Annotated in this window: 18 protein-coding genes and 1 tRNA gene; 10 read left to right on the top strand and 9 right to left on the bottom strand. The window is 69.7% G+C overall.

Annotation, left to right across the window (positions count from 1 at the left end; translation table 11 throughout):
* Positions 1-6: 6 nt before the first annotated feature.
* The 4 genes from E4191_RS12165 to E4191_RS12180 are packed head-to-tail and all read right to left on the bottom strand — an operon-like array spanning position 7 to position 4,716.
* A complete protein-coding gene (locus tag E4191_RS12165; protein WP_135313644.1) occupies positions 7-1,011 on the bottom strand; it encodes an ABC transporter permease in 1,005 nt (334 codons plus the stop codon).
* Positions 1,008-2,546, bottom strand: a complete 1,539-nt coding sequence (locus E4191_RS12170; protein WP_135313645.1) for a sugar ABC transporter ATP-binding protein — start codon at positions 2,544-2,546, stop codon at positions 1,008-1,010. The genes E4191_RS12165 and E4191_RS12170 overlap by 4 nt, the downstream gene beginning before the upstream one ends.
* Positions 2,543-3,655, bottom strand: coding sequence for a Gfo/Idh/MocA family protein (locus tag E4191_RS12175; RefSeq protein ID WP_135314454.1), 1,113 nt, complete (start codon positions 3,653-3,655; stop codon positions 2,543-2,545). Before E4191_RS12175 ends, E4191_RS12170 begins: the two co-directional genes overlap by 4 nt.
* A gap of 2 nt (positions 3,656-3,657) precedes the next feature.
* Positions 3,658-4,716 (bottom strand): sugar phosphate isomerase/epimerase family protein, encoded by a 1,059-nt coding sequence (locus E4191_RS12180; protein ID WP_135313646.1) that lies wholly within the window; start codon positions 4,714-4,716, stop codon positions 3,658-3,660.
* A 156-nt stretch (positions 4,717-4,872) separates the two neighbouring features.
* On the opposite strand from E4191_RS12180, the gene E4191_RS12185 reads away from it, so the two are divergent.
* Positions 4,873-5,892 (top strand): LacI family DNA-binding transcriptional regulator, encoded by a 1,020-nt coding sequence (locus E4191_RS12185; RefSeq protein ID WP_135313647.1) that lies wholly within the window; start codon positions 4,873-4,875, stop codon positions 5,890-5,892.
* 5 nt (positions 5,893-5,897) lie between these two features.
* On the opposite strand, the gene E4191_RS12190 is transcribed toward E4191_RS12185, so the two are convergent.
* Positions 5,898-6,479 carry a TetR/AcrR family transcriptional regulator gene (locus tag E4191_RS12190; protein ID WP_176562712.1) on the bottom strand — a complete coding sequence of 194 codons (582 nt, stop codon included), beginning with the start codon at positions 6,477-6,479 and terminating at the stop codon, positions 5,898-5,900.
* Positions 6,480-6,590: 111 nt separating this feature from the next.
* Here E4191_RS12190 and E4191_RS12195 point away from each other — a divergent pair, with 111 nt between their 5' ends.
* The 3 genes from E4191_RS12195 to E4191_RS12205 are packed head-to-tail and all read left to right on the top strand — an operon-like array spanning position 6,591 to position 12,424.
* Positions 6,591-7,922, top strand: coding sequence for an efflux RND transporter periplasmic adaptor subunit (locus tag E4191_RS12195; RefSeq protein WP_135313649.1), 1,332 nt, complete (start codon positions 6,591-6,593; stop codon positions 7,920-7,922).
* A 9-nt stretch (positions 7,923-7,931) separates the two neighbouring features.
* Positions 7,932-11,042 carry an efflux RND transporter permease subunit gene (locus E4191_RS12200; RefSeq protein ID WP_135313650.1) on the top strand — a complete coding sequence of 1,037 codons (3,111 nt, stop codon included), beginning with the start codon at positions 7,932-7,934 and terminating at the stop codon, positions 11,040-11,042.
* The gene (locus E4191_RS12205; protein ID WP_228461285.1) at positions 11,039-12,424 is read left to right on the top strand and encodes an efflux transporter outer membrane subunit; all 1,386 of its coding nucleotides are present in this window, start codon (positions 11,039-11,041) and stop codon (positions 12,422-12,424) included. The genes E4191_RS12200 and E4191_RS12205 overlap by 4 nt, the downstream gene beginning before the upstream one ends.
* A 116-nt stretch (positions 12,425-12,540) precedes the next feature.
* On the opposite strand, the gene E4191_RS12210 is transcribed toward E4191_RS12205, so the two are convergent.
* Positions 12,541-12,627: transfer RNA gene (locus E4191_RS12210), tRNA-Leu, on the bottom strand.
* Between the two features lie 181 nt (positions 12,628-12,808).
* On the opposite strand from E4191_RS12210, the gene lipB reads away from it, so the two are divergent.
* The 4 genes from lipB to E4191_RS12230 all read left to right on the top strand — a co-directional run bounded on the left by lipB (position 12,809) and on the right by E4191_RS12230 (position 16,390).
* Positions 12,809-13,453: a lipoyl(octanoyl) transferase LipB gene (gene lipB, locus E4191_RS12215; protein ID WP_135313651.1), complete on the top strand. Its 645-nt coding sequence runs from the start codon at positions 12,809-12,811 to the stop codon at positions 13,451-13,453.
* Between the two features lie 116 nt (positions 13,454-13,569).
* Complete coding sequence (locus E4191_RS12220; RefSeq protein ID WP_135313652.1) at positions 13,570-14,010, top strand: c-type cytochrome; 441 nt, start codon at positions 13,570-13,572, stop codon at positions 14,008-14,010.
* A 193-nt stretch (positions 14,011-14,203) separates the two neighbouring features.
* The gene (locus tag E4191_RS12225; RefSeq protein WP_135313653.1) at positions 14,204-15,883 is read left to right on the top strand and encodes a cytochrome c oxidase subunit I; all 1,680 of its coding nucleotides are present in this window, start codon (positions 14,204-14,206) and stop codon (positions 15,881-15,883) included.
* Positions 15,884-15,943: 60 nt separating this feature from the next.
* Complete coding sequence (locus tag E4191_RS12230; protein WP_407947022.1) at positions 15,944-16,390, top strand: DUF2244 domain-containing protein; 447 nt, start codon at positions 15,944-15,946, stop codon at positions 16,388-16,390.
* Positions 16,391-16,429: 39 nt separating this feature from the next.
* Here E4191_RS12230 and E4191_RS12235 read toward each other — a convergent pair whose 3' ends face one another.
* Positions 16,430-16,618, bottom strand: coding sequence for a DUF3008 family protein (locus E4191_RS12235; protein WP_135313655.1), 189 nt, complete (start codon positions 16,616-16,618; stop codon positions 16,430-16,432).
* Positions 16,619-16,662: 44 nt separating this feature from the next.
* Positions 16,663-17,124: a GatB/YqeY domain-containing protein gene (locus E4191_RS12240; protein WP_135314456.1), complete on the bottom strand. Its 462-nt coding sequence runs from the start codon at positions 17,122-17,124 to the stop codon at positions 16,663-16,665.
* A gap of 156 nt (positions 17,125-17,280) precedes the next feature.
* Here E4191_RS12240 and carA point away from each other — a divergent pair, with 156 nt between their 5' ends.
* Both carA and E4191_RS12250 read left to right on the top strand, forming a co-directional pair.
* Positions 17,281-18,429 (top strand): glutamine-hydrolyzing carbamoyl-phosphate synthase small subunit, encoded by a 1,149-nt coding sequence (carA, locus tag E4191_RS12245; RefSeq protein WP_135313656.1) that lies wholly within the window; start codon positions 17,281-17,283, stop codon positions 18,427-18,429.
* Positions 18,430-18,548: 119 nt separating this feature from the next.
* Positions 18,549-20,852 (top strand): glycosyltransferase family 2 protein, encoded by a 2,304-nt coding sequence (locus E4191_RS12250; RefSeq protein ID WP_135313657.1) that lies wholly within the window; start codon positions 18,549-18,551, stop codon positions 20,850-20,852.
* A gap of 251 nt (positions 20,853-21,103) precedes the next feature.
* Here the strand turns inward: E4191_RS12250 and E4191_RS12255 are convergent, their stop codons facing one another.
* Positions 21,104-23,899, bottom strand: a complete 2,796-nt coding sequence (locus E4191_RS12255; RefSeq protein WP_135313658.1) for a [protein-PII] uridylyltransferase family protein — start codon at positions 23,897-23,899, stop codon at positions 21,104-21,106.
* Between the last annotated feature and the right edge of the window lie 92 nt (positions 23,900-23,991).

Below are 23,991 nucleotides of genomic sequence, written 5' to 3' on the forward strand. Positions count from 1 at the left end.
TCAGGTTCAGCGCGCCGCGCCGGTGTTGCGTTGCAGCACGACGGCCAGGATGATGACGACGCCCTGGATGGCGCCGTTCAGATAGGGGCTGACGAAGTCGGTCAGGTTCAGCAGGTTGCCGATCAGCGACAGGATCAGCACGCCCACGACGGTGCCCCAGACCCGGCCGAAGCCGCCCTTCAAGAGCGTGCCGCCGATGATGACGGCGGCGATCGCCTCCAGCTCCCACAAGAGGCCGGTGGTGGCCGAGGCGGATCCAAGGCGCGGCACGTACATCACGACCGCGATGCCCACCAGCACGCCCAGCAGCACATAGGTCGCCAGCCGCACCCGCAGCACCGCCACGGACGAATAGCGCGCGACCTTCTCGTTCGAGCCGATCGCGGCGCAGTGCCGGCCGAAGGCGGTGTGGCGCATGGCGATCTCGCCCAGGATGGCCAGCAGGGCGAAGACGATGATCGGCCAGGCGATGCCCAGGATGCCGCCGTAATAGACGGGGCGGTACATCTCGCGCATCTCGTAGCCCAGGGACAGCGTGCCCCCATCGGCCAGCCAGGTCACCAGGGAGCGATAGATGCCCATGGTGCCAAGCGTCAGGATGAAGGCCTCGATGCCCGCCCGGGTGATCAGGATGCCGTTGATGAAGCCCGCCGCCAGCCCCGCCAGCAGCGCCACCGCGATGCCCAGGGCGATGACCGGCAGGCCCGGCCCCATGCTGTCGGTCAGGAGGTTCATCACCAGGATCATCAGCCCGGCCACGAAGGCCGCCATCGAGCCCACGGAGAGGTCCAGCCCCCCCGCGGTGATCACGAAGGTCATGCCGATGGCGATGATGCCGATGAAGGCCGAGCGGGCCAGCACGTTGGTGATGTTGGCATAGCTGAGGAAGTTCGGGTTCAGCGCCATGCCGATGCCGATCAGCACCAGCAGCGCCACCAGCGGCGCGATGACGGTCAGGTTGACGCGCCGGCGGCGGGGGGCGGAAGTTTGTGCGTGCGTGGCCGTGCTCATGCGGCGGTGTCCTTGTATGTGTCGTCCATGCCCATCGCCAACCGCACGATGCCGCCTTCGGTGACCGCCGTGCCCGACAGCTCTCCGGCGATGCGGCCGGCATGCATGACGATCACGCGGCTGGCCAGGCCGATCAGTTCGGGCATCTCGGACGAGATGACGATGATGCTGCGCCCCTCGGCGGCCAGCCGGGCGATGAGGGTGTAGATCTGCTGCTTGGTGCCGATGTCGATGCCGCGCGTCGGCTCGTCGATGATCACCACCCGCGGGTCGGGCAGCAGCACCTTGGCCAGAAGCAGCTTCTGCTGGTTGCCGCCCGACAGATCGCCCACCGCCATGTCGCGGGCCGGGGCGCGGATCCCGAACTCGGCGATGGCGCGGTCCAGCGCCGCCTCCTCGCGCCTGCGGTCGATCAGCGGGCGGCCGAAGGTCTCCAGCAGCGGCAGGGTCAGGTTCTCGCGCAGGGACTTGTCCAGCAGCAGCCCCGCGCCCTTGCGGTCCTCGGTCAGATAGGCCAGCCCCGCGCGCATGGCCTGGGCCACCTGCCCCGCGGGCAGGTCCACCCCGTCCAGGCGGACGCTGCCCGTGCGGGGGCGCAGCCCGGCGATGGCCTCGGCCAGCTCGGTGCGTCCCGATCCGACCAGCCCGCCGATGCCCAGCACCTCGCCCCGGTGCAGGACCAGGCTGGCATCATGGACGATGCCCGGCACGGTGATGCCGCGGGCCTCCAGGATCGGCTCGGCGCCGCCCCCGACCTGGGCTGGAACCTTGGGGGGATAGAGATCCGACAGCTCGCGCCCGACCATCGCGGCGGCCATGTCGTCCTCGGTCACGTCGGCGGTCAGGTCCGAGCGCACCATCGTGCCGTCGCGCAGCACGGTGACGCGGTCGGCGATGCGCTTCACCTCGCCCAGCTTGTGCGAGGTGTAGAGGATCGCCACGCCCTCGGCCCGCAGCCGCGCGATCTGCGCGAAGAGCACCTCGGTCTCGCGCTCGGTCAGCACGGCGGTGGGCTCGTCCATGATCAGCACGCGCGCGTCGCGCGACAGGGCCTTGGCGATCTCGACCATCTGCTTGTCGGGGACCGAGAGGCGATTGACGGGCGTGGCCGGATCGACCCGGCAGTGCAGCTGCGCCAGCAGGTCGGCGGTGCGCGCGCGCATCGCCCTGTGGTCCAGCAGGAAGCCGCGCCTCAGCTCGCGGCCCAGAAAGACGTTCTGGTCCACCGACAGGTGCTCGGCCAGGTTGAACTCCTGGTGGATCATGATGATCCCCCGGTCCTCGGCCTCGTCCGAGCCGACGAAGGTCACGGGCGCCCCCTCCAGCAGCACCCGGCCGCCGGTGGGGTCCAGATAGCCGGCCAGGATCTTCATGGTCGTGGACTTGCCCGCACCGTTCTCGCCGATCAGGGCATGGACCTCGCCGGGATGCAGGGCGAAGTCGACGCCGTGCAGGATCTCGATCGGGCCGAAGGCCTTGGTGACGGCATCCAGCGCCAGGACGGGGGCGGGGGTGGTGGGTCCGGGAAGGGTCATGGCGTCACCTCGACCCACGCCGCGTCGGCGGCCTGCGAGCGGATGCAGGCGTCGATGAAGGCCATCCCCTCCAGCCCGTCGCGCAGGCCCGGCAGCGTGTCGGGATGCACGCCGCTGCGGATCGCGTCGGCGGCCTCGGCGTAAAGGTTGGCGAAGCCCTCCAGATAGCCCTCGGGATGGCCGGGCGGCACGCGGCTGCCCTCGGGCGTGCTGCCGGGACCTGCCCGGCGCAGGACCTGCGCGGGCTGGCCGAAGGGGGTATGAAGCAACGTCTCGGGCAGGTCGTGCTGCCATTCCAGACCGCCCGTCTCGCCATAGACGCGCAGCCGCAGCCCGTTCTCGCGCCCCGGCGCCACCTGCGAGGCCCAGAGCATCCCCCGCGCCCCGGTGCCGTAGCGCAGCAGGATATGGGCGTTGTCGTCCAGCCGGCGCCCGGGCACGAAGCTGCTCAGGTCCGCGGCCAGCCGCTCGGGCAGCATCCCGGTGACGAAGCGCGCCAGCTGGAAGGCATGCGTGCCGATGTCGCCGATCGCGCCGCCTGCACCCGCGCGGGCCGGATCGGTGCGCCAGTCGGCCTGCTTGCTGGTCGTCTCCTCGGTCAGCCAGTCCTGGGCATATTCGACCTGCACCAGCCGCAGCGCGCCCAGATCGCCGCGGGCGATCATCGCGCGGGCCTGGCGGATCTGCGGATAGGCGGAATAGTTGTGGGTCAGCACGAACAGCGCGCTTGAGGCCCGCGCCGCCGCGGCCAGATCTTGCGCCTGCGCCAGCGTCGCGGTCATCGGCTTGTCGCAGATCACGTGGATGCCCTGCGCCAGGAAGGCCCGGGCCACGGGCTCGTGCAGGTGGTTGGGCGTGCAGACCGACACCGCCTCGATCCCGTCGGGGCGGGCGGCCTCGTCGCGCGCCATCCGTTCAAAGTCGTCATAGCTGCGCGCGATGCCCGCGGCGGCCGCGCTGGACGCCGCCCGGGCGGGGTCCGAGGACAGCGCGCCCGCCACCAGCTCGAACCGCCCGTCCAGCCGCGCCGCGATGCGGTGCACATTGCCGATCATCGCGCCCGCGCCGCCGCCCACCATGCCAAGCCGGATCGGGATATGCCTGTCCATGCTCATGCCCCCAGCCCCAGCATCCGGCGGTTGGCCGCGTCATCCGCGCCGCCATCCGCGAAGTCGTCGAAGGCCCGGTCGGTCACCCGGATGATGTGGTCGCGCACGAAGGCCGCCCCCTCGCGGGCGCCGTCCTCGGGGTGCTTGAGCGCGCATTCCCATTCGACCACCGCCCAGCCATCGAAGCCCATCGTGGCCAGCTTGGAGAAGATGCCCTTGAAGTCCACCTGCCCGTCGCCAAGGCTGCGGAAGCGCCCCGCCCGGTCCACCCAGGGCTGGTAGCCGCCATAGACGCCCTGCCGCCCCGTCGGGTTGAACTCGGCATCCTTCACATGGACCATGCCGATGCGTTCGGCATAGATGTCGAGGTTGGCCAGGTAATCCAGCTGCTGCAGCAGGTAATGCGACGGATCGTACAGCATCCTGGCGCGCGGATGCTGGTCCACGCGATCGAGGAACATCTCGAAGGTCACCCCGTCATGCAGGTCCTCTCCGGGATGGATCTCGAAGCAGATGTCGACGCCGCGGCTGTCGGCATGGTCCAGGATCGGCCGCCAGCGCGCCGCCAGAGCGTCGAAGGCCGCCTCGACCAGCCCCGCCGGGCGCTGCGGCCAGGGATAGAGGTAGGGCCAGGCCAGCGCGCCGGAAAAGGCCGCCATCCGGTCCAGACCCAGGTTCGCCGAGGCGTCGATGGTCTTTCGGACCTGATCCACCGCCCAGGCCTGCCGCGCCACCGCGTCGCCGCGCACGGACGCCGGCGCGAAGCCGTCGAAGGCCGCGTCGAAGGCCGGATGCACCGCCACCAGCTGGCCCTGCAGATGCGCCGACAGCTCGGTGATCTGGACGCCATGCGCCCGCGCCTGTCCCGACAGCTCGTCGCAATAGGTCCGCGAGGCCGCCGCCCGGTCCAGATCGATCAGCGACGCCGCCCCCGAGGGCACCTGCACGCCCAGATAGCCGCAGCCCGCCGCCCATGCGGTGATCGCGTCGAAGCTGTCGAACGGCGCGGCATCGCCGACGAACTGCGCCAGGAACAGGCCGGGGCCCTTGATGGTCTGCATGCATCCTCCCGAAGCCTCTCCCCGAAGCTCCTCCTTGGCCGATTCCAGCGTGTGTAATCGGTTTCATCGGACGAAACCACAGGATGAAACGGTTTACAACCGCCTTTTTTCCGCTAAGCGTGACCCTGCCCCCCGTCGCCCGAAGGTGCGTTTCCCGTGTCAGATCAATCCCGTCCGCCCCGCATCCTCGATGTCGCCAAGCTGGCGGGCGTGTCGGTCGCCACCGTCAGCCGCACCCTGTCCAACCCCGCCATCGTCTCGGAGGCCACCCGCAGGGCCGTCGAGGAGGCCATCGCGCAGACCGGATACACCCTGAACTTCACCGCCCGGAACCTGCGCCAGCAGCAGGTCGGCGGCGTGCTGGCGCTGGTCCCCAACCTCGCCAATCCGTTCTTCTCGCAGATCCTGTCGGGCATCTCCGAGGTGCTGCGCCGCCACCACCTCAGCCTTCTGGTCATGGACACCACCGCCGTGCCCGACCAGCCCGCGATGACCGTGCTGGCCCCCTATCTGAACCGCTCGCGCTCGGACGGGGTGATCGTGCTGGACGGGCGGCTGGACCCGGGCCTGTTCGACCGCCCCGGATGCCCGCCGCTGGTCCAGGCCTGCGAATGGATCGAGGGGTTGGCCGCGCCGCGCGTGCTGGCCGACAATGCCGGCGGCGGGCGCCTGGCCGCCGCCCACCTGACCGGCCTCGGCCATCGCCGCATCCTGCATCTGACCGGCCCCGGGGACAGCTCGCTCACCCATGCCCGCCGCCAGGGCTTCCTGCAGGGCCTGGCCCGGGCCGGCCTGCCCGAGCCCGGGCCCCACGACCGCCTCGGCGGCGACTTCACCGCCCGCTGCGGCCGCGACGCCGCCGCCCGCCTGCTGGCCCTGCCCGACCGCCCCACCGCCGTCTTCTGCGACAACGACGAGATGGCCATCGGCCTGATGACCGGCCTGATCACCGCGGGCCTGCGCGTGCCCCACGACATCTCGGTCATCGGCTTCGACAACATCGAGATGGCCGCCTTCTGCCTCCCCGCCCTCACCACCATCCGACAGCACCGCGCCCGCCTCGGACGAAAAGCCGCCGAAACCCTCATCCAAAGAATGGCAGGCGAGACACCCCAGAACACCCTCACCCTCGATGTCGAACTCCTGGAACGAGACAGCACAGGGATCGCAAGGTAGCGGGATCAGATCACCAGGCCCCCGACCTCGGCCATCTGCCGCTCGATCAGGGGCGGGATGTCGGCCACGCGCATCGTCTCGTCCGCGGCCCAGGCCCGGACCGCGTTGGACAGCGCGTGGGTGGCCAGTTCCGCCACCAGCATCGCCTCCTGCTGGCGGCCGGGGCCGAGCCGGGCCTCCAGCAGCCGCCCGATGGCCAGCGCGATATTGTCCATGGAATTACGAAAGATCGTCATCAGCTCGGGCGCGCTGTCCCAGATCTGCTCGATCATGCGCACGATCTGCCGGTCCAGCTGCTTCTGTTCCAGCATGGATCCCAGCAGCCGCGCCAGATCGCTGCGCAACGGCGCCGTCGAGGTGACGATCCAAGCCGCGCAGTCGCAATCCAGCGAGGGCGGCTCGCCCAGCACGGCGGCCTGCTTGTTGGGGTAGTAGTTGAAGAAGGTGCGCGGGCTGATCCCGGCCTCGACGGCGATGGAATCGGTGGTCACGGCCGGATAGCCCAGGGACAGGCTGAGGCGTAGCGCCGCCAGCTGGATATCCTTGGCGGTCTGCTGTCGGCGCCGATCACGGAGATTGATGGACATTTCGCGGGCACCCTCCTCGTGCAGTAAAAGCAAACATTGCACACTCCGCAAAATCATGCAATGAGCAGCCAACAACGGCGCCCGCGGGGCGATTGATCGGGATCCATCACCATGCACAAGACGATCTTTGCCACCGGCGCGGCCTTGGCCGGCGCGATGCTTGCAGCCCTTCCTGCGGCGGCCCAGGCTCCGGGCGGGATGCCGCCCAAGCAGGTGGGCGTGGTCGAGGTGGCGCGCCAGAACGTGCCCCGCGTGGTGACCCTGCCCGGACGGGCGGTGGCGGCCTCGGACACGGCGATCCGGCCCCGCGTGGGCGGCATCATCACCGAGATTCTCTACGAGCCCGGCCAGCTGATCGAGGCCGGCACGCCGATGTTCCGCATCGAGGAGAGGACCTATCAGGCCAACCTGGCGGGCGCCGAGGCGCAGGTCGCCTCGGCCCGCGCGCAGGTCACGCAGGCGCAATCCTCGTTCGACCGCACGCAGCAGCTGCTGGGATCGGGCACCACCCAGGCCCAGGTTGAGCAGGCGCAGGCCACGCTGGACCAGGCGCGGGCGGCCCAGCAATCGGCCGAGGCTGCCCTGATCCTGGCCGAGGCCGATCTGGAATGGACCACCGTGACCACGCCGATCTCGGGCTTTGCCAGCGTGGCCGAGGCTTCGGTGGGCGATCTGGTGACCGCCGGTCAGGCCGAGGCGATGGCCACGGTGACCCAGCTGGACCCGATCGAGGTGGACATGTACGAGCCCTCGTCGCGGTTTCTCAGCGTGCTGGACGACATCAACGACGGCAACCTGCGCCTGAACGACGAGCTGAACGCTGTCCTGACGCTGGAGAACGGCCGCGAATACCAGGCGGTGGGAGAGCTGGTGGCGCCGGGCGTGACGGTCTCGACCTCGACCGGGTCGATCGACACGCGGTTCCGCTTCGCCAATCCCGACAACCTGCTGCTGCCGGGCATGTTCCTGCGCGGGCAGGTCGAGCTGGGCGTGACCGAGGCGTTCCTCGTGTCGCAATCGGCGGCCAGCCGCGACAAGATCGGCAACCTGTCGGCTTGGGTCGTCGTGGACGGCGCGGTGCAGCAGCGCCAGCTGACCGAGGATGGCAGCTATCAGCAGCAATGGATCGTGACCGAGGGGCTGGAGGACGGCGACATGCTGGTCGTCGACGGGCTGACCGGCCTGGCCGAGGGGGCCGAGGTCGTCAGCGTCCCGGTGACCTTCGACGAGGCGGGCGTGGTGCGCGAGACCGCCGCCCCCGCGGACGCCCCGCCCGCGGATGCCGCATCTGCCGAGGCCCCCGCATCGGACGGCCCCGCATCGAACGGCCCCGCATCGAACGGTACAGCGACGGACGGCCCGGCGGCGGACGCGCCCCCCGCAGACATGCCGGCGGCTGACCCCGCCGCCGAGGCGCCCGCTGACGCGCCCGCGACGGAGTAACCCAGACCCATGGCCCGTTTCTTCATCCATCGACCCGTCTTTGCCTGGGTCATCGCGCTGATCACCATGCTGGTCGGCGCCCTCGGCCTCAACAGCCTTGCCATCGAGCAATATCCCCAGATCGCGCCGACCACGGTCAGCGTCAGCGCGACCTATAACGGTGCCTCGGCCGAGGTCGTGGAAAGCTCGGTCACCACGGTGATCGAGGACGCGATGACCGGCATCGACGGCCTGATCTACATGACCTCGAACTCGACCCCGGGATCAGCCTCGGTCTCGCTGACCTTCGACGACACCGTGGACGCCGACATCGCGCAGGTGCAGGTGCAGAACAAGCTGCAGCTGGTCAATTCGCAGCTGCCCGACGTGGTGCAGCAGCAGGGCGTGCAGGTCGCGCGCTCGACCTCGTCGATCCTGCTGGTGGGGGCGCTGACCTCGCCCGACGGCAGCTATTCCACGGTCGAGCTGGGCGACCTGATCGCGCAGCTGATCGAGGATCCGGTCAAGCGGACCCCGGGCGTGGGCTCGATCAACACCTTCGGGTCGGGCTATGCGATGCGGATCTGGATGGATCCGATGAAGATGGTCCAGTATCAGGTCACCCCCGCCGACGTGACGGCGGCGGTCGCGGCGCAGAACACCAATGTCACCGTGGGCAACCTGGGCGCGCAACCTGCGGCCGAAGGCCAGCGGCTGACGGTGTCCGTGTCGGCGCAGTCGCAGCTGTCGACGGTGGACGAGTTCGAAAGCATCCTGCTGCGCGTCGATCCAGACGGCTCGACCGTGTTTCTGGGCGACGTGGCGCGGATCGAGATCGGCCAGGAAAGCTATGGCGGCGAATCGCGCCACAACGGCAATCCGGCGGCGGGCTTTGCCGTCAACCTGGCCACGGGCGCCAATGCGGTCGACACGGCCGAGGCGGTGCGCGAGACGATCGACGCGGTGGCGGGCGCCCTGCCCGCCGGCGTCGAGATCGTCTATCCCTACGACACCTCGCCCTTCGTCGAGGAATCGATCAGCCAAGTCTATCACACCCTAGCCGAGGCCGTGGTGCTGGTCTTCCTGGTGATCCTGGTCTTCCTGCAGAGCTGGCGGGCGACGATCATCCCGGTCGTGGCGATCCCCGTCGTGCTGCTTGGCACCTTCGCGGTGCTGGCGGCGGCGGGCTACACGATCAACACGCTGACCATGTTCGCGCTGGTGCTGGCCATCGGCCTGCTGGTCGACGACGCCATCGTCGTGGTGGAAAATGTCGAGCGGGTGATGGAGGAAGAGGGCTTGGGTCCGGTTGAGGCCACCGAGAAGAGCATGGACGAGATCACCGGCGCGCTGGTCGGCATCGTGCTGGTCCTGTCGGCGGTGTTCCTGCCCATGGCCTTCATGACCGGGGCCACCGGGGTGATCTATCGACAGTTCTCGATCACCATCATCACCGCGATGGTGTTGTCCCTGGGCGTGGCCGTCATCCTGACGCCCGCCATGTGCGCCAGCCTTCTCAAGCCGCGCAAGCACGGCCAGGGGGGCATCGCGCCCGCGCGCTGGTTCAACCGCAACCTGGACCGGGTGAACGACGGCTATGTCGGCGCCGTCACCCGCATGGTCAAGCGGCCCCTGCGCATGCTGCTGGTCCTGGTCGTCATCGGTTTCGGCGTGATGACGCTGTTCGACCGCCTGCCGGGATCCTTCCTGCCCGACGAGGATCAGGGCGTGGCGCTGGTCATCATCCAAGGGCCCGACGGATCCACCACCCAGCAGACGCAGGCGATGGTCGAGAAGGTCGAGGATTACCTGCTGACGCAGGAATCCGACACGGTCGAATCGGTCTTTGCCGCGCTTGGCTTCAGCTTCGGCGGCACCGGCCAGAACAACGCGATGGTCTTCGTGAAACTGCGCGACTACGACGCCCGCGAGGGCTTCGACATCGCCTCGCTGGTGGGCCGGGCCAACGGATACTTCTTCACCACCAACCGGCAGGGCAACATCTTCGTGCTGCAGCCGCCGGCCATCCAAGGCCTGGGCACCTCGTCGGGCTTCACCATGTACATGGTCGACCAGTCGGGCCAGGGCCAGGACGCGCTGATCGCCGCCGCCGACGACCTGGTCGCCGGGGCGCAGGCCGACGGCCGCGTAACCAACCTGCGCGGCAACGAGGCCGCGACCCAGACCGCGCTGCGCCTGGACATCGACCAGCAGAAGGCCGCGGCCTTCGGCCTGTCGATCCAGGAGGTCAACGCCATGCTGTCGGTCATCTTCGCGGGGCGGGACGTCAACGACTTCTCGCTTGGCACCGACCTGCGCCCGGTGATCGTGCAGGGCGAGGCCGAGGCCCGCAGCCAGCCGCAGGACATCGACCGCTGGTATGCGCGCAACGACCAGGGCGAGATGGTGTCGTTCGGGGCCTTCTCGGACCAGAGCTGGCAGCAGGAACCGCAGGCGCTGGCGCGCTTCGGCGGCACCCGCGCGCTGGAACTGAGCGGCGCCGCCGTGCAGGGCCTGTCCTCGGGCGCCGCGATGGACGCCATGCAGGAGATGGTGGGCGAGCTGGAGGGCGGATACGGCACCGCCTGGACGGGCCTGTCCTATCAGGAACGCCTTTCGGGCAATCAGGCGCCGCTGCTCTTCGCGCTGTCCGCGCTGGTCGTGTTCCTGTCGCTGGCCGCGCTTTACGAAAGCTGGGCCGTGCCGCTGGCGGTCATGCTGACCGTGCCGGTGGGGATCCTGGGGGCCCTGGCCGCCGCCTTGTGGTTCGGGCAGTCGAACGACGTCTACTTCAAGGTGGGCCTGCTGACGACGATCGGGCTGGCGGCCCGCAACGCCATCCTGATCGTCGAGTTCGCCCAGGCCCAGGTGCACGAGGGGAAATCGGTGGCCGAGGCCGCGCTGATCGCCTCTCGCCAGCGCCTGCGGCCGATCCTGATGACCACCTTCGCCTTCATGCTGGGGGTGCTGCCGCTGGCCATCGCCTCGGGCGCGGGGGCCGGGGCGCAGAACTCGATCGGGATCGGGGTTCTGGGGGGCATGGCCTCGTCCGCGGTGATCGGGATCTTCCTGGTGCCCGTCTTCTATGTTGCCGTGCTGAAGCTGCGGCAGATGCTGAGCCGAAAGGAAAAGACCTCGTGACATTCTCTCATTCGGCGCGGGCCGCGCTGTCGCTGACGGCGCTGCTGATGATCTCGGCCTGCGCGGCGGTGGGGCCGGATCCGTCCGACCTTCCCGAGACTCGCGTCCAGGCGGCCTATGACGAGGGCGGGGCCGCGCCCCTGGGCCAGCTGGGCGCCAATGCCTTCTGGTCGGGCTATCAGGACCGCACCCTGTCGCGGCTGATCGCGGACGGGCTGGACACCAGCCTGGACATCATCACCGCCAACGAGCGCATCCGCGCCGCCGCCGCCGACCTGCAGGCGACCCAGCCCCTGTCGGCGCAGGTCGCGGGCGATCCGGCCTCGGCCAGCCGCGTGCGGTCGGGCGGCGACGGGCTGGCCACCGGCTATTCCAGCAGCGCCACCCTGTCGGCGGGCTTCGTCTTCGACCTGTTCGGCGGCGCCCGCCGCGCGCGCGAGGGGGCCGCGGCCGCCTATGCCTCGGCCGAGGCGCAGGTGCAGGTCACCCGGCTGGCCTGGCTGGCCGAGGTCATCGGCGCCTATTCCGAGGCGCGCTACAACCAGCAGGCGCTGGCCCTGACGCGCGAGACGATCCGCACCCGCGAGGGCACGCTGGAGGTCACGCGCAACATGCTGTCCCTGGGCCTGGCGACCGATTACGACATCGCCCAGACCGAGGCGCTGCTGCAGACCGCCCGCGCCGACCTGCCCGCCTTCGAGGCGCAGTTCTCGGCCCAGGTCTATCGCCTGTCCACGCTGCTGAACCGGCAGGCCGGGCCGCTGATGACCACCATGCAGGGCGGATCGGGGGCGCTGCGCATCCCGCCCGGCCCCGGCACCGGCGTGCCTGCCGACCTGCTGCGCAACCGCCCCGACGTGCGCGCCGCCCAGCAAGACCTGGCGCAGGCGCTGGCGGCGGTGGGCGTGGCCACGGCGGACATGCTGCCCTCGCTGTCGCTGACCGGCACGGTCAGTGATTCGGGCGGGGCGACGGGATGGGGCTTCGGCCCGCGCCTGTCCCTGCCGGTGGCGGGCCAGGGCGTGCTGGCCGCGACCCGCACCCGCCGTCTGTCCGAGGCACGCTCTGCCGATCTGGCTTGGCGCGCCTCGGTCGCGGCGGCGGTCGAGGACGTGCAGACCAGCCAGTCGAACCTGCGGCGCCTGCGCCAGCGCGTCGCGGCGCTGGACGAGGCCGCGGCCTCCTATGACCGGGCCTATGATCTGGCGCGCACCAACTTCGAGGCCGGCGCTCTGCCGCTGGTCGACCTGCTGGACGCCGACCGCCAGCGCGCGGCAGCCCGGCTGCAGGCCGCCTCGGCCCGCAACGACGCCGCCCGCGAATGGGCCGCGCTGCAGATCGCGACAGGTGCAGGTGCCGCCGTGGCAAGCATCGCCGAGTGATCCCGACGCGGCGGCAGCAACCTGTCGCCGCGACCGGCCCCGGGGGGCGTCGCGATGTGCAGGCGATTCTGTTCTTGAGGGGGGGGGGATCCATGAAGCTCATGGACAGCCTGCCTTGGTGCGGCCGAGAAGACTCGAACTTCCACTCCGGTTAAGGAACAGCGACCTCAACGCTGCGCGTCTACCAATTCCGCCACGGCCGCATCCGGGCAGTGCGCGCCTGATAGCCGAGCGGCGCGGTGTTGGAAAGGGGTATTTGCGGATGGCCGTCGTCGAGGGGCGCGCTGCCCCCGGCTTGCGCCACCCCCCGGGATATTTCCGGACCCGAGCAATCCCCGAGGGCGCCCCATTGACGGCGGCGGCCGGGCGCGCCACATCGGCCCCATGGTGGAATGGATCATCAGCAAGGGCCTGACCGGCCATGACGAGGCCGTGGCGGTCATGGAGGCGCGGGTGGCCGCGATCCTGGCGGGCACGGCGAACGAGGCCGTCTGGCTGGTCGAGCATCCGCCGATCTATACCGCCGGGACCAGCGCCAAGGGCTCGGACCTGCTGGAGGCGCGCTTTCCCGTCCATGCGACCGGGCGCGGCGGACAGTACACCTATCACGGGCCGGGGCAGCGAATCGCCTATGTCATGCTGGACCTGAACCGGCGCGGGCGCGACGTGCGGGCCTTCGTCGCGCAGCTGGAGGCTTGGGTGATCGACACGCTGGCCGAGTTCGGCGTCTCGGGCCAGGTCCGGGCAGGGCGCGTCGGGGTCTGGGTGCCGCGGCCCGACAAGCCCCCCCTGCCCGACGGATCCCAGCACGAGGACAAGATCGCCGCGATCGGGGTCAAGCTGCGGCGGTGGGTCAGCTTCCACGGGCTGTCGATCAATGTCGATCCGGACCTGCGCCATTACGACGGCATCGTGCCCTGCGGGATCAGCGGGCACGGGGTGACCTCGCTGGTCGATCTGGGGCTGCCGGTCGGGATGGCCGATCTGGATGTCGCCCTGCGCCAAGCCTTTTCCCGCAATTTTACCTGATTTCCGCATCACGTCTTCGGATGCGACCTTTCGATGGCTGGCCTTTCCCGCCGTCTTGCCCTTAGCTTGACCTTTGGGAGACCAAGGCCCCGAGGGGCGGAGCGAGGAACTACAGCATGAGATCAGCCATTGTCGGCGCCCTTCTGGGCGCGACCCTAGCCATTCCCGCAACGGCGCAGGAGATGGGCGACGTTGCCGCGGGCGAGGGCGAATTCCGCAAGTGCCGGGCCTGCCACATGATCCAGGACAGCGAGGGCACCGATATCGTGCGGGGCGGGGCGACCGGCCCGAACCTGTGGAACATCGTCGGATCGGGCATCGCCGCCGAAGAAGGCTATCGCTATGGCGACGGCCTGATCGCCTCGGCCGAGGCCAATCCGGACATGGTCTGGACCCCCGAGGAGCTGGTCGCCTACGTCACCGACCCCACGGCCTGGGTAAAGGAGAAGTCGGGCGACGATTCGGCGCGCAGCAAGATGACCTTCAAGCTGAACCGCAACCAGGAGGATCTGGTGGCCTATCTGGTCAGCGTCTCGCCGGATGCCCCGGCCGAGTGATACCATCCCGGGTCGGGTGCGGCGCGCTGCCGCACCCCTCTGCCTTGCGCCCCCGCCGGCAGGCATGCCTGCGGGGGCGTTCTTTGATCGAGGCCACTGTGACGCATTGCCCGGTCAGTCCGGGTGGTCTAAAGAATGCGTGATTATGCCGGTCTGCCTGACCGGGTCGACGACATCTTGAGGGAGTTCGGGTATGGCAGACGCAGCCGCACACGGCCATGACGACCACCATGACACCCGCGGGTTCTTCACCCGCTGGTTCATGTCCACCAATCACAAAGACATTGGTATCCTTTACCTGTTCACATCGGGTCTGGCCGGCCTGATCGCCGTCAGCTTCACCGTCTACATGCGGATGGAGCTGCACGAGCCAGGTGTTCAGTACATGTGTCTGGAAGGCGCGCGATTCTTCGCGGATGCCAGCCAGGCCTGCACGCCCAACGGCCATCTGTGGAACGTCCTGGTCACCTATCACGGCGTCCTGATGATGTTCTTCGTCGTGATCCCGGCGCTGTTCGGCGGTTTCGGCAACTACTTCATGCCGCTGCAGATCGGCGCGCCGGACATGAGCTTCCCGCGCATGAACAACCTCAGCTACTGGCTGTACGTGACCGGCCTGCTGCTGGGCGTCGCCTCGCTGCTGTCGCCGGGCGGCAACCAGCAGCTGGGCTCGGGCGTGGGCTGGGTGCTGTACCCGCCGCTGTCCACCAACGAGGGCGGCTACTCGATGGACCTGGCGATCTTCGCCGTCCACGTCTCGGGTGCCTCGTCCATCGTCGGCGCGATCAACATCATCACCACCTTCCTGAACATGCGTGCCCCCGGCATGACCCTGTTCAAGGTGCCGCTGTTCGCTTGGTCGGTCTTCATCACCGCCTGGCTGATCCTGCTGGCCCTGCCCGTCCTGGCCGGCGCCATCACCATGCTGCTGATGGACCGCAACTTCGGGACGAACTTCTTCAACCCGGCCGGTGGCGGCGACCCGGTGCTGTACCAGCACATCCTGTGGTTCTTCGGACACCCGGAAGTCTACATCATCATCCTGCCCGGCTTCGGCATCATCAGCCACGTCATCGCGACCTTCTCGAAGAAGCCGGTCTTCGGCTATCTACCGATGGTCCTGGCCATGGCCGCGATCGGCATCCTGGGCTTCGTCGTGTGGGCGCACCACATGTACACCGTCGGCATGTCGCTGACCCAGCAGAGCTACTTCATGCTGGCCACCATGACGATCGCCGTGCCCACGGGCATCAAGGTCTTCTCGTGGATCGCGACGATGTGGGGCGGCTCGGTCGAGTTCAAGACGCCCATGCTCTGGGCCTTCGGCTTCCTGTTCCTGTTCACCGTGGGCGGGGTCACCGGGGTCGTGCTGAGCCAGGCGCCGCTGGACCGCGTGTATCACGACACCTACTACGTCGTGGCGCACTTCCACTACGTGATGTCGCTCGGTGCGGTCTTCACCCTCTTCGCCGGGGTCTATTACTGGATCGGCAAGATGTCGGGTCGCCAGTATCCGGAATGGGCGGGCAAGCTGCACTTCTGGATGATGTTCATCGGCTCGAACCTGACCTTCTTCCCGCAGCACTTCCTGGGTCGCCAGGGCATGCCGCGCCGCTACATCGACTATCCGGTCGAGTTCGCGTTCTGGAACGCCGTCAGCTCGTGGGGCGCCTACCTGTCCTTCGCCTCCTTCCTGCTGTTCATCGGCATCGTGTTCTACACGCTGCTGGCCGGCAAGCGCGTCACCCAGAACAACTACTGGAACGAGTACGCCGACACGCTGGAATGGACCCTGCCCTCGCCCCCGCCCGAGCACACGTTCGAGCAGCTGCCCAAGCGCGAGGACTGGGACCACAGCCGCGCCAACCACTGAGATCGTCCGACGATGCCATATCAATGGACAGAAACGGCCCCGGACACGTCCGGGGCCTTTTTGCAAACCCTGACCCTCTGGCCGCACCGGTCCCTGCCCAAGCGCGGCTTCGTCTGGTTCATCGCGGTGACGGCGGCGTTCCTGTCGCTGCCGATCCTGGCGGTGCTGGGGACGGGTGTGCTGTGGGGGCTTCTGCCCTTCATGGTGCTGGCGGTGGGGGGCGTGTGGTTCGCCATCCAGCACAGCTATCGCAGCGGACAGACGCGCGAGGAGCTGGTCATGGACCGCAGCCGCCTGCAGATCCGCCGCAACGATCCGGGCCGCCCCGAGCGGATCTGGCAGACCAACAGCTACTGGGTGCGTCCGGTCCTGCGCAAGGGACCGGTCGAGGCCTACCTGACCCTGTCGGACGGCCAGCGAGAGATCGAGCTGGGCGCCTTCCTGACGCCCGACGAACGCCGCAGCCTGTGCGACGAGCTGCTGCGTCGCCTGTCGCATCTGCGCTGATCGGGAACAGGGCGCCGCGAACCGGCTATGCGCCCCGCGTCACGTCCCGTCGACGCGATCGGGCAGGTCGTCGAGGTCGGTCGCGGCGATGTCCTGAAGTTCGTCCTCGGACATGCTGTCATGCATGTCCTTCGATGCGCCCTTGAGGTCGCCGACCTTCGTCTCGCCACGCTTGGCGGAGAGGGCGGCGCCGGCGGCGCGCTGCTGGGCCTTGGATCTGGCGGGCATGGGGTCACCTCCTGCCCGCCGAACGTGTCATCCGGCCGAAAGGTTCAGGCCAGCAGGCGGTCCTTGACCGCCGGGCCCGCGGCGCCGAAATCCATCTGCCCGGCATGGCGTTCCTTCAGCGCGGCCATGACGCGGCCCATGTCGCGGATGCCCTCGGCCCCCAGGTCGGCGATGGCCTTGTCGATGGCGGCCACGGTTTCCTCGGCGCTCATCTGGCGGGGCAGGTATTCCTGGATCACCAGGATTTCCTCTTCCTCCTTGGCGGCCAGTTCCAGCCGCCCGCCCTCTTCATAGGCGCGGGCCGATTCCTGGCGCTGCTTGACCATGCGGGACAGGATCGCGATCAGGTCGGCCTCGGTCAGGGTGCCGTCCCCGTCGCTGCCGCGCGCCGCGATCTCGCGGTCCTTGACGGCCGCCCCGATCAGGCGCAGCGTGGACAGACGAGAGCTGTTCCTGGCCTTCATCGCCTCCTTGGTCGCGGCTTGCAGCTTGGCTCGCAATTCCATGATCGTCTCCGGATCCAGGGCGCGGAATGCGCCCGGAAAGACTGGCATCTAGCCCTGCCCGCGCCCGGGTTCAAGCGGCAGGCCCCCGCCGGGGCGGGTTGACCTTGCGGCGGCGCCCCACTATCCACCGCCTGATTTCACACCAGAGGTGCCGACATGGCTGCAAAACCGACCGCCTGCCTGGCGCTTGCCGATGGCACCGTCTTCTATGGTCAGGGCTTCGGCGCCCCGGGCGAGGTGGTGGCCGAACTGGTCTTCAACACCGCCATGACCGGCTATCAGGAGATCATGTCCGATCCCTCCTATGCCAGCCAGGTCGTGACCTTCACCTTTCCCCATATCGGCAATACCGGCGTCACCCCCGAGGATGACGAGGCCCCCGACCCGGTCGCCAGCGGCATCATCGTGCGGTGGGACCCGACCGAGCCGTCGAACTGGCGCGCCACCTCTGACCTGACCGGCTGGATGGCCCGGCGCGGGCGCGTGGGCATGGGCGGCGTCGACACCCGCCGCCTGACCCGCGCGATCCGCCAGCAGGGCGCCCCCCATGTCATGCTGGCCCATGATCCCGACGGCAATTTCGACATCGCGGCCATGGTCGCCCGCGCCCGCGACTGGAAGGGCCTGGTCGGGCTGGATCTGGCCAAGGATGTCAGCTGCGCGCAAAGCTATCGGTGGGACGAGGGCGCGTGGCAGTGGGGCGCGGGCTTCGGCACCTCGCCCGAGGACAGGCCCTTCAAGGTCGTCGCGCTGGATTACGGCGCCAAGCGCAACATCCTGCGGTCCTTGGTGGCGCATGGGGCCGAGGTGACCGTCCTGCCCGCCACCGCCACCGCCGAGGAGGTGCTGGCCCACGAGCCCGAGGGCGTGTTCCTGTCGAACGGCCCCGGCGATCCGGCTGCGACCGGCGCCTATGCCGTGCCGATGATCCAGAGGCTGCTGGACCGCGACATGCCGATCTTCGGCATCTGCCTGGGCCATCAGATGCTGGCGCTGGCGCTTGGCGCCACGACCGTCAAGATGGGCCACGGCCATCACGGCGCAAACCACCCCGTCCGCGATGTCGAGACCGGCAAGGTCGAGATCACCTCGATGAACCACGGCTTCGCGGTCGATTCGCAAAGCCTGCCCACGGGCGTGGTCGAGACCCATGTCAGCCTGTTCGACGGCAGCAATTGCGGCATCCGCATGGCCGACCGCCCGGTCTTCTCGGTGCAGTACCACCCCGAGGCCGCGCCGGGGCCGCAGGACAGCCTGTACCTGTTCAAGCGCTTTGCCGATTCGATGCGCGCGCGTCGCGGCTGAACCGCTCCCGGGCGACGGATCTAAGCAGGGGCGGTCGGCCCCTGCCGCGCCGCGCTCCGGCTTAACCGGCTGTTAAGCATCGCCATGCCAGATGAGGTCGATCCAACGGGGAATCGATCATGGCCCAGCTTGCCTATCTGCCGCGTCCCGCCAACCTGCCCGACCGGGCCGATCCTGCGGCGGGGCGACAGGGCGCCGTCGTGCTGCGCGGCCCCGCCCCCGGCACCCGCGATCCGCGCCCCCTGGGGCAGATCCTGCTGGAAGACGGGGCCATCACCCCGAACGATCTGCTGAAGGCCACCGTCGTCACGCAGCGCCACGGTTTGCGGCTTGGGCAGGTGCTGCTGGCGCAGGGGGCGGTCGCGCCGGACGCACTGACCCGCGCCCTGTCCCGGCAATGGCGCACCAGCTGCATCGACCCGACCGAAAGCCGCGCCGATCCGCGCCTGATCGACGTGGCGGGCGCGGGCTTTTGCCTGACGCACGGCCTGCTGCCGTGGCGGCGGATCGGCGGCGTCACCTGGATCGCCACCGCCCGCCCCGACGAATTCGCCGCCTGCCTGCCGCTGCTGCCGCCCGAGTTCGGCCATGTCCGGATGCTGCTGTGCAACGAGGATCAGGCGCAGGCCGCGGTCCTGACCTCGCGCGGCACCCGCCTGATCCGCGAGGCCGAGACGCGGGTGCCTGCCATGGAAAGCTGCCGCACGCAGAACCATGCCCGCACCGGACGGCTGGCTGCGGGGCTGCTGGCGCTGGCGCTTGTGGGCGTGGTCGCGGCGCCCGCGGTCCTGGTGGCGCTGCTGGCCGGATGGGCGGTCCTGACCCTGCTGACGCAGAGCGGGCTCAAGCTGCTGTCCTTCCTGGCCGCACGGCGTGTCCGGATCGAGGTCGAGGGGATCGCCCGGGCGCAGGTCGAGGCCGGGCAGCCGCCCGTGCCGGATGCCGCGCTGCCCGTGATCTCGGTCATGGTGCCGCTGTTCGAGGAAAGCGACGTGACGGGCAAGCTGGTCGCCCGGCTGGCGCGGCTGGCCTATCCGCGCGAGCTGACCGACATCCTGCTGGTCATCGAGGCCAGCGATCAGGTGACCGAGAAGGCGCTGGAGGGGGCCCGCCTGCCCGCCTGGATCCGGGTCATCCGGGTGCCCGACGGCCCGATCAAGACCAAGCCGCGGGCGTTGAACTATGCGCTGAACTTCTGCCGGGGCCAGATCGTGGGCATCTGGGACGCCGAGGACCGCCCCGATGCCGACCAGCTGCACAAGGTCGCCCACCGCTTCCGCACCGCCCCGCCCGAGGTGGCCTGCCTGCAGGGCGCGCTGGACTTCTACAACCCCCGCACCAACTGGCTGGCCCGCTGCTTCACGGTCGAATATGCCAGCTGGTTCCGGGTGCTGCTGCCCGGTGTCGCGCGGCTTGGGCTGGTCGTGCCCCTGGGCGGCACCACGCTGTTCTTCCGCCGACCCCTGCTGGAACAGGTCGGGGCCTGGGACGCGTGGAACGTCACCGAGGATGCCGATCTGGGCGTCCGCCTGGCCCGGCGCGGCTATCGGACCGAGATCATCGACACCACCACCGACGAAGAGGCCAACTGCCGGGGCCTGCCCTGGGTCAAGCAGCGGTCGCGCTGGCTCAAGGGTTACGCGATGACCTGGGGGGTCCACATGCGCGATCCGGCGGCGCTCTATCGCGACCTGGGGGCGCGGCGCTTCTGGGGCTTCCAAGTACAGTTCCTCGGCGCACTGTCGCAATACCTGATGGCCCCGGTGCTGTGGAGCTTCTGGCTTCTGGCCTTCGGCCTGCCCCACCCGCTGCGCGCGCCCTTGGAAAGCAGCCTGGGGGACTGGGCGGTGATGGGGCTTTTCTGCCTGTTCATCGGCTCCGAGGCGCTGGCCATCTTCGTGGGCATGCGCGCGGTCCGGGGCAGCAAGCACCGCCATCTGCTGCCTTGGGTGCCGACGCTGCATTTCTACCACCCGCTTGGCTGCCTTGCCGGCTGGAAGGCCATCTACGAGGTGGTGACCAAGCCCTTCTACTGGGACAAGACCGCCCACGGGCTTTTCGTCGAGGCCGCCGATCAGCCCTCACCCCCGGCCTCGTCTCGCTGCCCGTCCTGGGCCAGATCGGCGGACGCTCGCTGTCCGAGGTCGCAGCCGAACTGCAGGAGACCGCCCAGCACGCCAGCGATGCGGACGAGATGTCGCACGGCGCGGGGTTTTCCAAAGGACAGGGATCTGGCGACGGACCTGCACCGCGGGATGCGGCACCGGTGGATGGTGCCGCCAATGATCGGGAGGAGGCTGCGGAACACCGCCAGAGCGGCGACCGGCACCAGTCCATGGCGCAGCGGTGAGCGTGATGATTCGCGCAGGGTTGTCTTTGCGCCCGCTTTACGAGGGGAGGGGGCAGTTCAAGATAAGCCGTGAAGGAACACCGACGTTCGACAAACTCGCGTGCCGGCGCAGGCTTTCAGCATCTGGCTTCGGGCATCTGGCCTCGGGCTTCGGGCTTCGGGCTTCGGGCTTCGGGCTTCGGGCTTCGGGCTTCGGGCTTCGGGCTTCGGAGGAACCACCTGAAGACAGGCAGCGCCAAGAGCGCCTCGGAGCCCGATCTCTGCGGTTGCCCCTCAAGCAGGGACCTTGCCTCGACGCATCTGCCCGCCTTACCTGCGCCCTGATCACGGATCGGGCGGAGGCAGGTGGTCCTCGATCAGCTGGCGGGCAGTATCGACCTGCCGGGCCAAGGCCGCGCGCAGGGCCTCGGGGCTGGCGGCATCGACCTCGCGCAGCAGGAACGCCTGGCCGCCGCGTCCGATCTCGTCCATGTCCAGCGGGCGGTCCGTCAGCAGGCGCACCGCCGCATGCAGGCCCCAGAGCGCCCGCCAGGCCGAGGACAGGCCGTCGGCCACCTGCGGGCTCAGCAGCCCGGCCCGGCGGCCCGCGCGCAACTGCGCCAGCGTGCCATGGGCGGGATCCCCGGCCCGAAGCGCGCAGCTTTGCGCCAGAAGGTCGATGTCCTGCAGCCGCCCCGGCCCCTGCCGCGCGTCATGGGCGCCATGGGCGGGCTTGGCCGCGAACAGGCGGGCGCGCATCTGCGCCAGGTCGGGCAGGACGCGGGCGTCGCCCCCGCGCCGGGTCAGGATCCGGCGGCGCAGCGCCTCGATCTGCTGGGCCAGGGCGGGGGCATCCGCGCCGATCCGGGCGACGGCGCGGGCGCGGGTCAGGGCCAGATGCTCCCATGTCCAGGCCTCGTCCATCTGATATGCCTCGAAGCTTTCGATCGCGGTGGCGACCGGCCCCTGCCGGCCCGAGGGGCGCAGGCGCATGTCGACCTCGTAGAGCCGCCCCTGCGCCGTGGGGGCGGACAGGGCGGTGACCATCGCCTGCGTCAGCCGCGCGTAATAGGGCCGCGTGGCCAGCGGGCGCGGTCCATCCGAGGACTCGACCCCGTCCGCGTCATAGATGACGATCAGGTCCAGGTCGGACCCGGCATTCAGCACCCGCGCGCCAAGCGAGCCCATGCCCAGCACCACCGCGCCCCGCCCCGGCGGCGGGCCGTGGCGGCGGGCGAAGTCGGCGGCGGTCACCGGGAACAGCGCAGCGATGCAGGCGCCCGCCAGATCGGCATATTGCGCGGCGGCCTCCTCGGCGCCGATCAGGCCGCGCAGGTGATGCACGCCGCTGCGGAACTGCCATTCATGCGCCCATCGCCGCGCGGCATCCAAGGCCCGCTCGTAGCCGCCGCCGGGCTGGGTCAGGGCGCGCTGCAGGGCGCGGTCCAGTTCGGCCTGCAACCCCGCCTCGCCGGGCCAGGGGGCGAAGAAGCTGCCCGCCAGCACCGCCTCCAGCACCGACGGGTGGCGCGCCAGATAGGCGGCCAGCGCAGGCGCCGTGCCGCAGATGTCGACCAGCAGGTCGATCAGCTGGGGATTGGCCTCGAACAGCGAGAAGAGCTGCACCCCGGCGGGCAGGCCCGACAGGAAGCTGTCGAAGCGCGCCAGCGCCTCGGCCGGATGGCCCGCGCGTGCCATGCGCGACAGCAGCGGCGCCTCGATCCGGCGGAAGATCTGCCGGGCGCGGTCGGACCGCAGCGCGGGATAGTCCTGCCAGCGGTCGATGATCGCCTGCGCGGCGTCCGACAGGGGGGGCCGGTCCTCGGTCGGCTCGGAAGGGGCGAAGAACCGTTCGGTCAGGCCATGCACCCGCTCCAGCCGGGTCTTGAGAGCGGTGGCCCAGGCCTGCGGATCGGCCTCGCCCATCAGGGCGGCGATGATGCGCAGGCCGGGGCCGTCCTTGGGCAGGACGTGGGTCTGGGCGTCGTTCACCATCTGGATGCGGTGCTCGATGTCGCGGTGGCGGCGGTAGTGGTCGGTCAGTTCCGCCGCCACATCGGCGGGGATCCAGCCCTTGGCGGCCAGCGCGGCCAGCCCGCCGACCGTGTCGCGGGCGCGCAGGTCCGGGTCGCGCCCGCCGGCGATCAGCTGGCGGGTCTGGGTGAAAAACTCAATCTCGCGGATGCCGCCGCGGCCCAGCTTCATGTCATGGCCCGCGACCTCCAGCCGCCCGCCCAGTCCCTTGTGGTCGCGGATGCGCAGCCGCATGTCATGGGCGTCCTGGATCGCCGCGAAGTCCAGATGCTTGCGCCAGATGAAGGGACGCAACTCGCGCAGGAACCGCTCGCCCGCCGCGATGTCGCCCGCCGCCGCGCGGGCCTTGATGAAGGCCGCGCGTTCCCAAGTCCGCCCCTCGGCCTCGTAATAGGCCAGCGCCGCGGCGGCCGAGATGCAGACCGGCGTCACCGAGGCATCGGGCCGAAGCCGCAGGTCGGTGCGGAAGACATAGCCGTGCTCGGTCACGTCCGACAGGGTGCCGGCCATCTTGCGGGTCGCACGGATCAGGGCTGCACGAGCCTCGGCCTGATCGGCCTCGGGATAGGCGGTCTCGTCGAAGAGCACGATCAGGTCGATGTCCGAGCTGTAGTTCAGTTCTCGCGCCCCGCCCTTGCCCATGGCCAGCGCGAAGATGCCGCCCGCATCGGCCCCGGTGGCGGGCAGCTTGCCGCGCGCGACCTCGGCCCGGACATGGGCACGCAGGGCCAGGTCGACGGCGCGGTCAGCCAGGTCGGACAGGGCGGCGGTCACCTGCTCCAGCGGCCAGACGCCGCCCAGATCGGCCAGCGCGGCCTGCAGCGCCACGCGGCGCTTGGCCCGGCGCAGGCCGACCGACAGGGCGGCCGCGTCCAGATCGTCGAAGCCCGCCGTCTCGCGCGCCACCACGTCGTCATGATCCAGCGCGCCGGGCAGCCAGGCGGCCTCGCGCCGGATCAGGTCGGCCAGATAGGGGCTGGAGCCCGCGACGCCCGCGACCAGATCGCGCAGCCTCTGGGGCAGGTCGGGACAGAGCGCCGCGGCATCGGCCCCGCGGGCGGGGTCGACGGGCAGCGGCCGGCGGGTGATGCGGTCGGAAAAGCTCATGCCCGCCACCTTAGGCGCCGCCGCCCCGCCGTCAACGCCAAGCCGGGTGGGTGGGTGCGCGTACGCTTTCGGCGCTTGGCCTGTCCGGCAAA

This window comes from Paracoccus liaowanqingii, from assembly GCF_004683865.2.
Classification (GTDB): Bacteria; Pseudomonadota; Alphaproteobacteria; order Rhodobacterales; family Rhodobacteraceae; genus Paracoccus; species Paracoccus liaowanqingii.

Bases quoted from the DNA above. Each gene is read 5' to 3' on its own strand.
- E4191_RS12235 (WP_135313655.1), bottom strand. From the start codon at position 16,618: ATGCCCGCCAGATCCAAGGCCCAGCAGCGCGCCGCCGGCGCCGCCCTC.
- E4191_RS12240 (WP_135314456.1), bottom strand. From the start codon at position 17,124: ATGGAATTGCGAGCCAAGCTGCAAGCCGCGACCAAGGAGGCGATGAAG.
- E4191_RS12175 (WP_135314454.1), bottom strand. From the start codon at position 3,655: ATGGACAGGCATATCCCGATCCGGCTTGGCATGGTGGGCGGCGGCGCG.
- E4191_RS12220 (WP_135313652.1), top strand. From the start codon at position 13,570: ATGAGATCAGCCATTGTCGGCGCCCTTCTGGGCGCGACCCTAGCCATT.
- E4191_RS12170 (WP_135313645.1), bottom strand. From the start codon at position 2,546: ATGACCCTTCCCGGACCCACCACCCCCGCCCCCGTCCTGGCGCTGGAT.
- E4191_RS12255 (WP_135313658.1), bottom strand. From the start codon at position 23,899: ATGAGCTTTTCCGACCGCATCACCCGCCGGCCGCTGCCCGTCGACCCC.
- E4191_RS12195 (WP_135313649.1), top strand. From the start codon at position 6,591: ATGCACAAGACGATCTTTGCCACCGGCGCGGCCTTGGCCGGCGCGATG.
- E4191_RS12190 (WP_176562712.1), bottom strand. From the start codon at position 6,479: ATGTCCATCAATCTCCGTGATCGGCGCCGACAGCAGACCGCCAAGGAT.
- E4191_RS12200 (WP_135313650.1), top strand. From the start codon at position 7,932: ATGGCCCGTTTCTTCATCCATCGACCCGTCTTTGCCTGGGTCATCGCG.
- E4191_RS12225 (WP_135313653.1), top strand. From the start codon at position 14,204: ATGGCAGACGCAGCCGCACACGGCCATGACGACCACCATGACACCCGC.
- E4191_RS12165 (WP_135313644.1), bottom strand. From the start codon at position 1,011: ATGAGCACGGCCACGCACGCACAAACTTCCGCCCCCCGCCGCCGGCGC.
- lipB (WP_135313651.1), top strand. From the start codon at position 12,809: ATGGTGGAATGGATCATCAGCAAGGGCCTGACCGGCCATGACGAGGCC.
- E4191_RS12250 (WP_135313657.1), top strand. From the start codon at position 18,549: ATGGCCCAGCTTGCCTATCTGCCGCGTCCCGCCAACCTGCCCGACCGG.
- E4191_RS12180 (WP_135313646.1), bottom strand. From the start codon at position 4,716: ATGCAGACCATCAAGGGCCCCGGCCTGTTCCTGGCGCAGTTCGTCGGC.
- carA (WP_135313656.1), top strand. From the start codon at position 17,281: ATGGCTGCAAAACCGACCGCCTGCCTGGCGCTTGCCGATGGCACCGTC.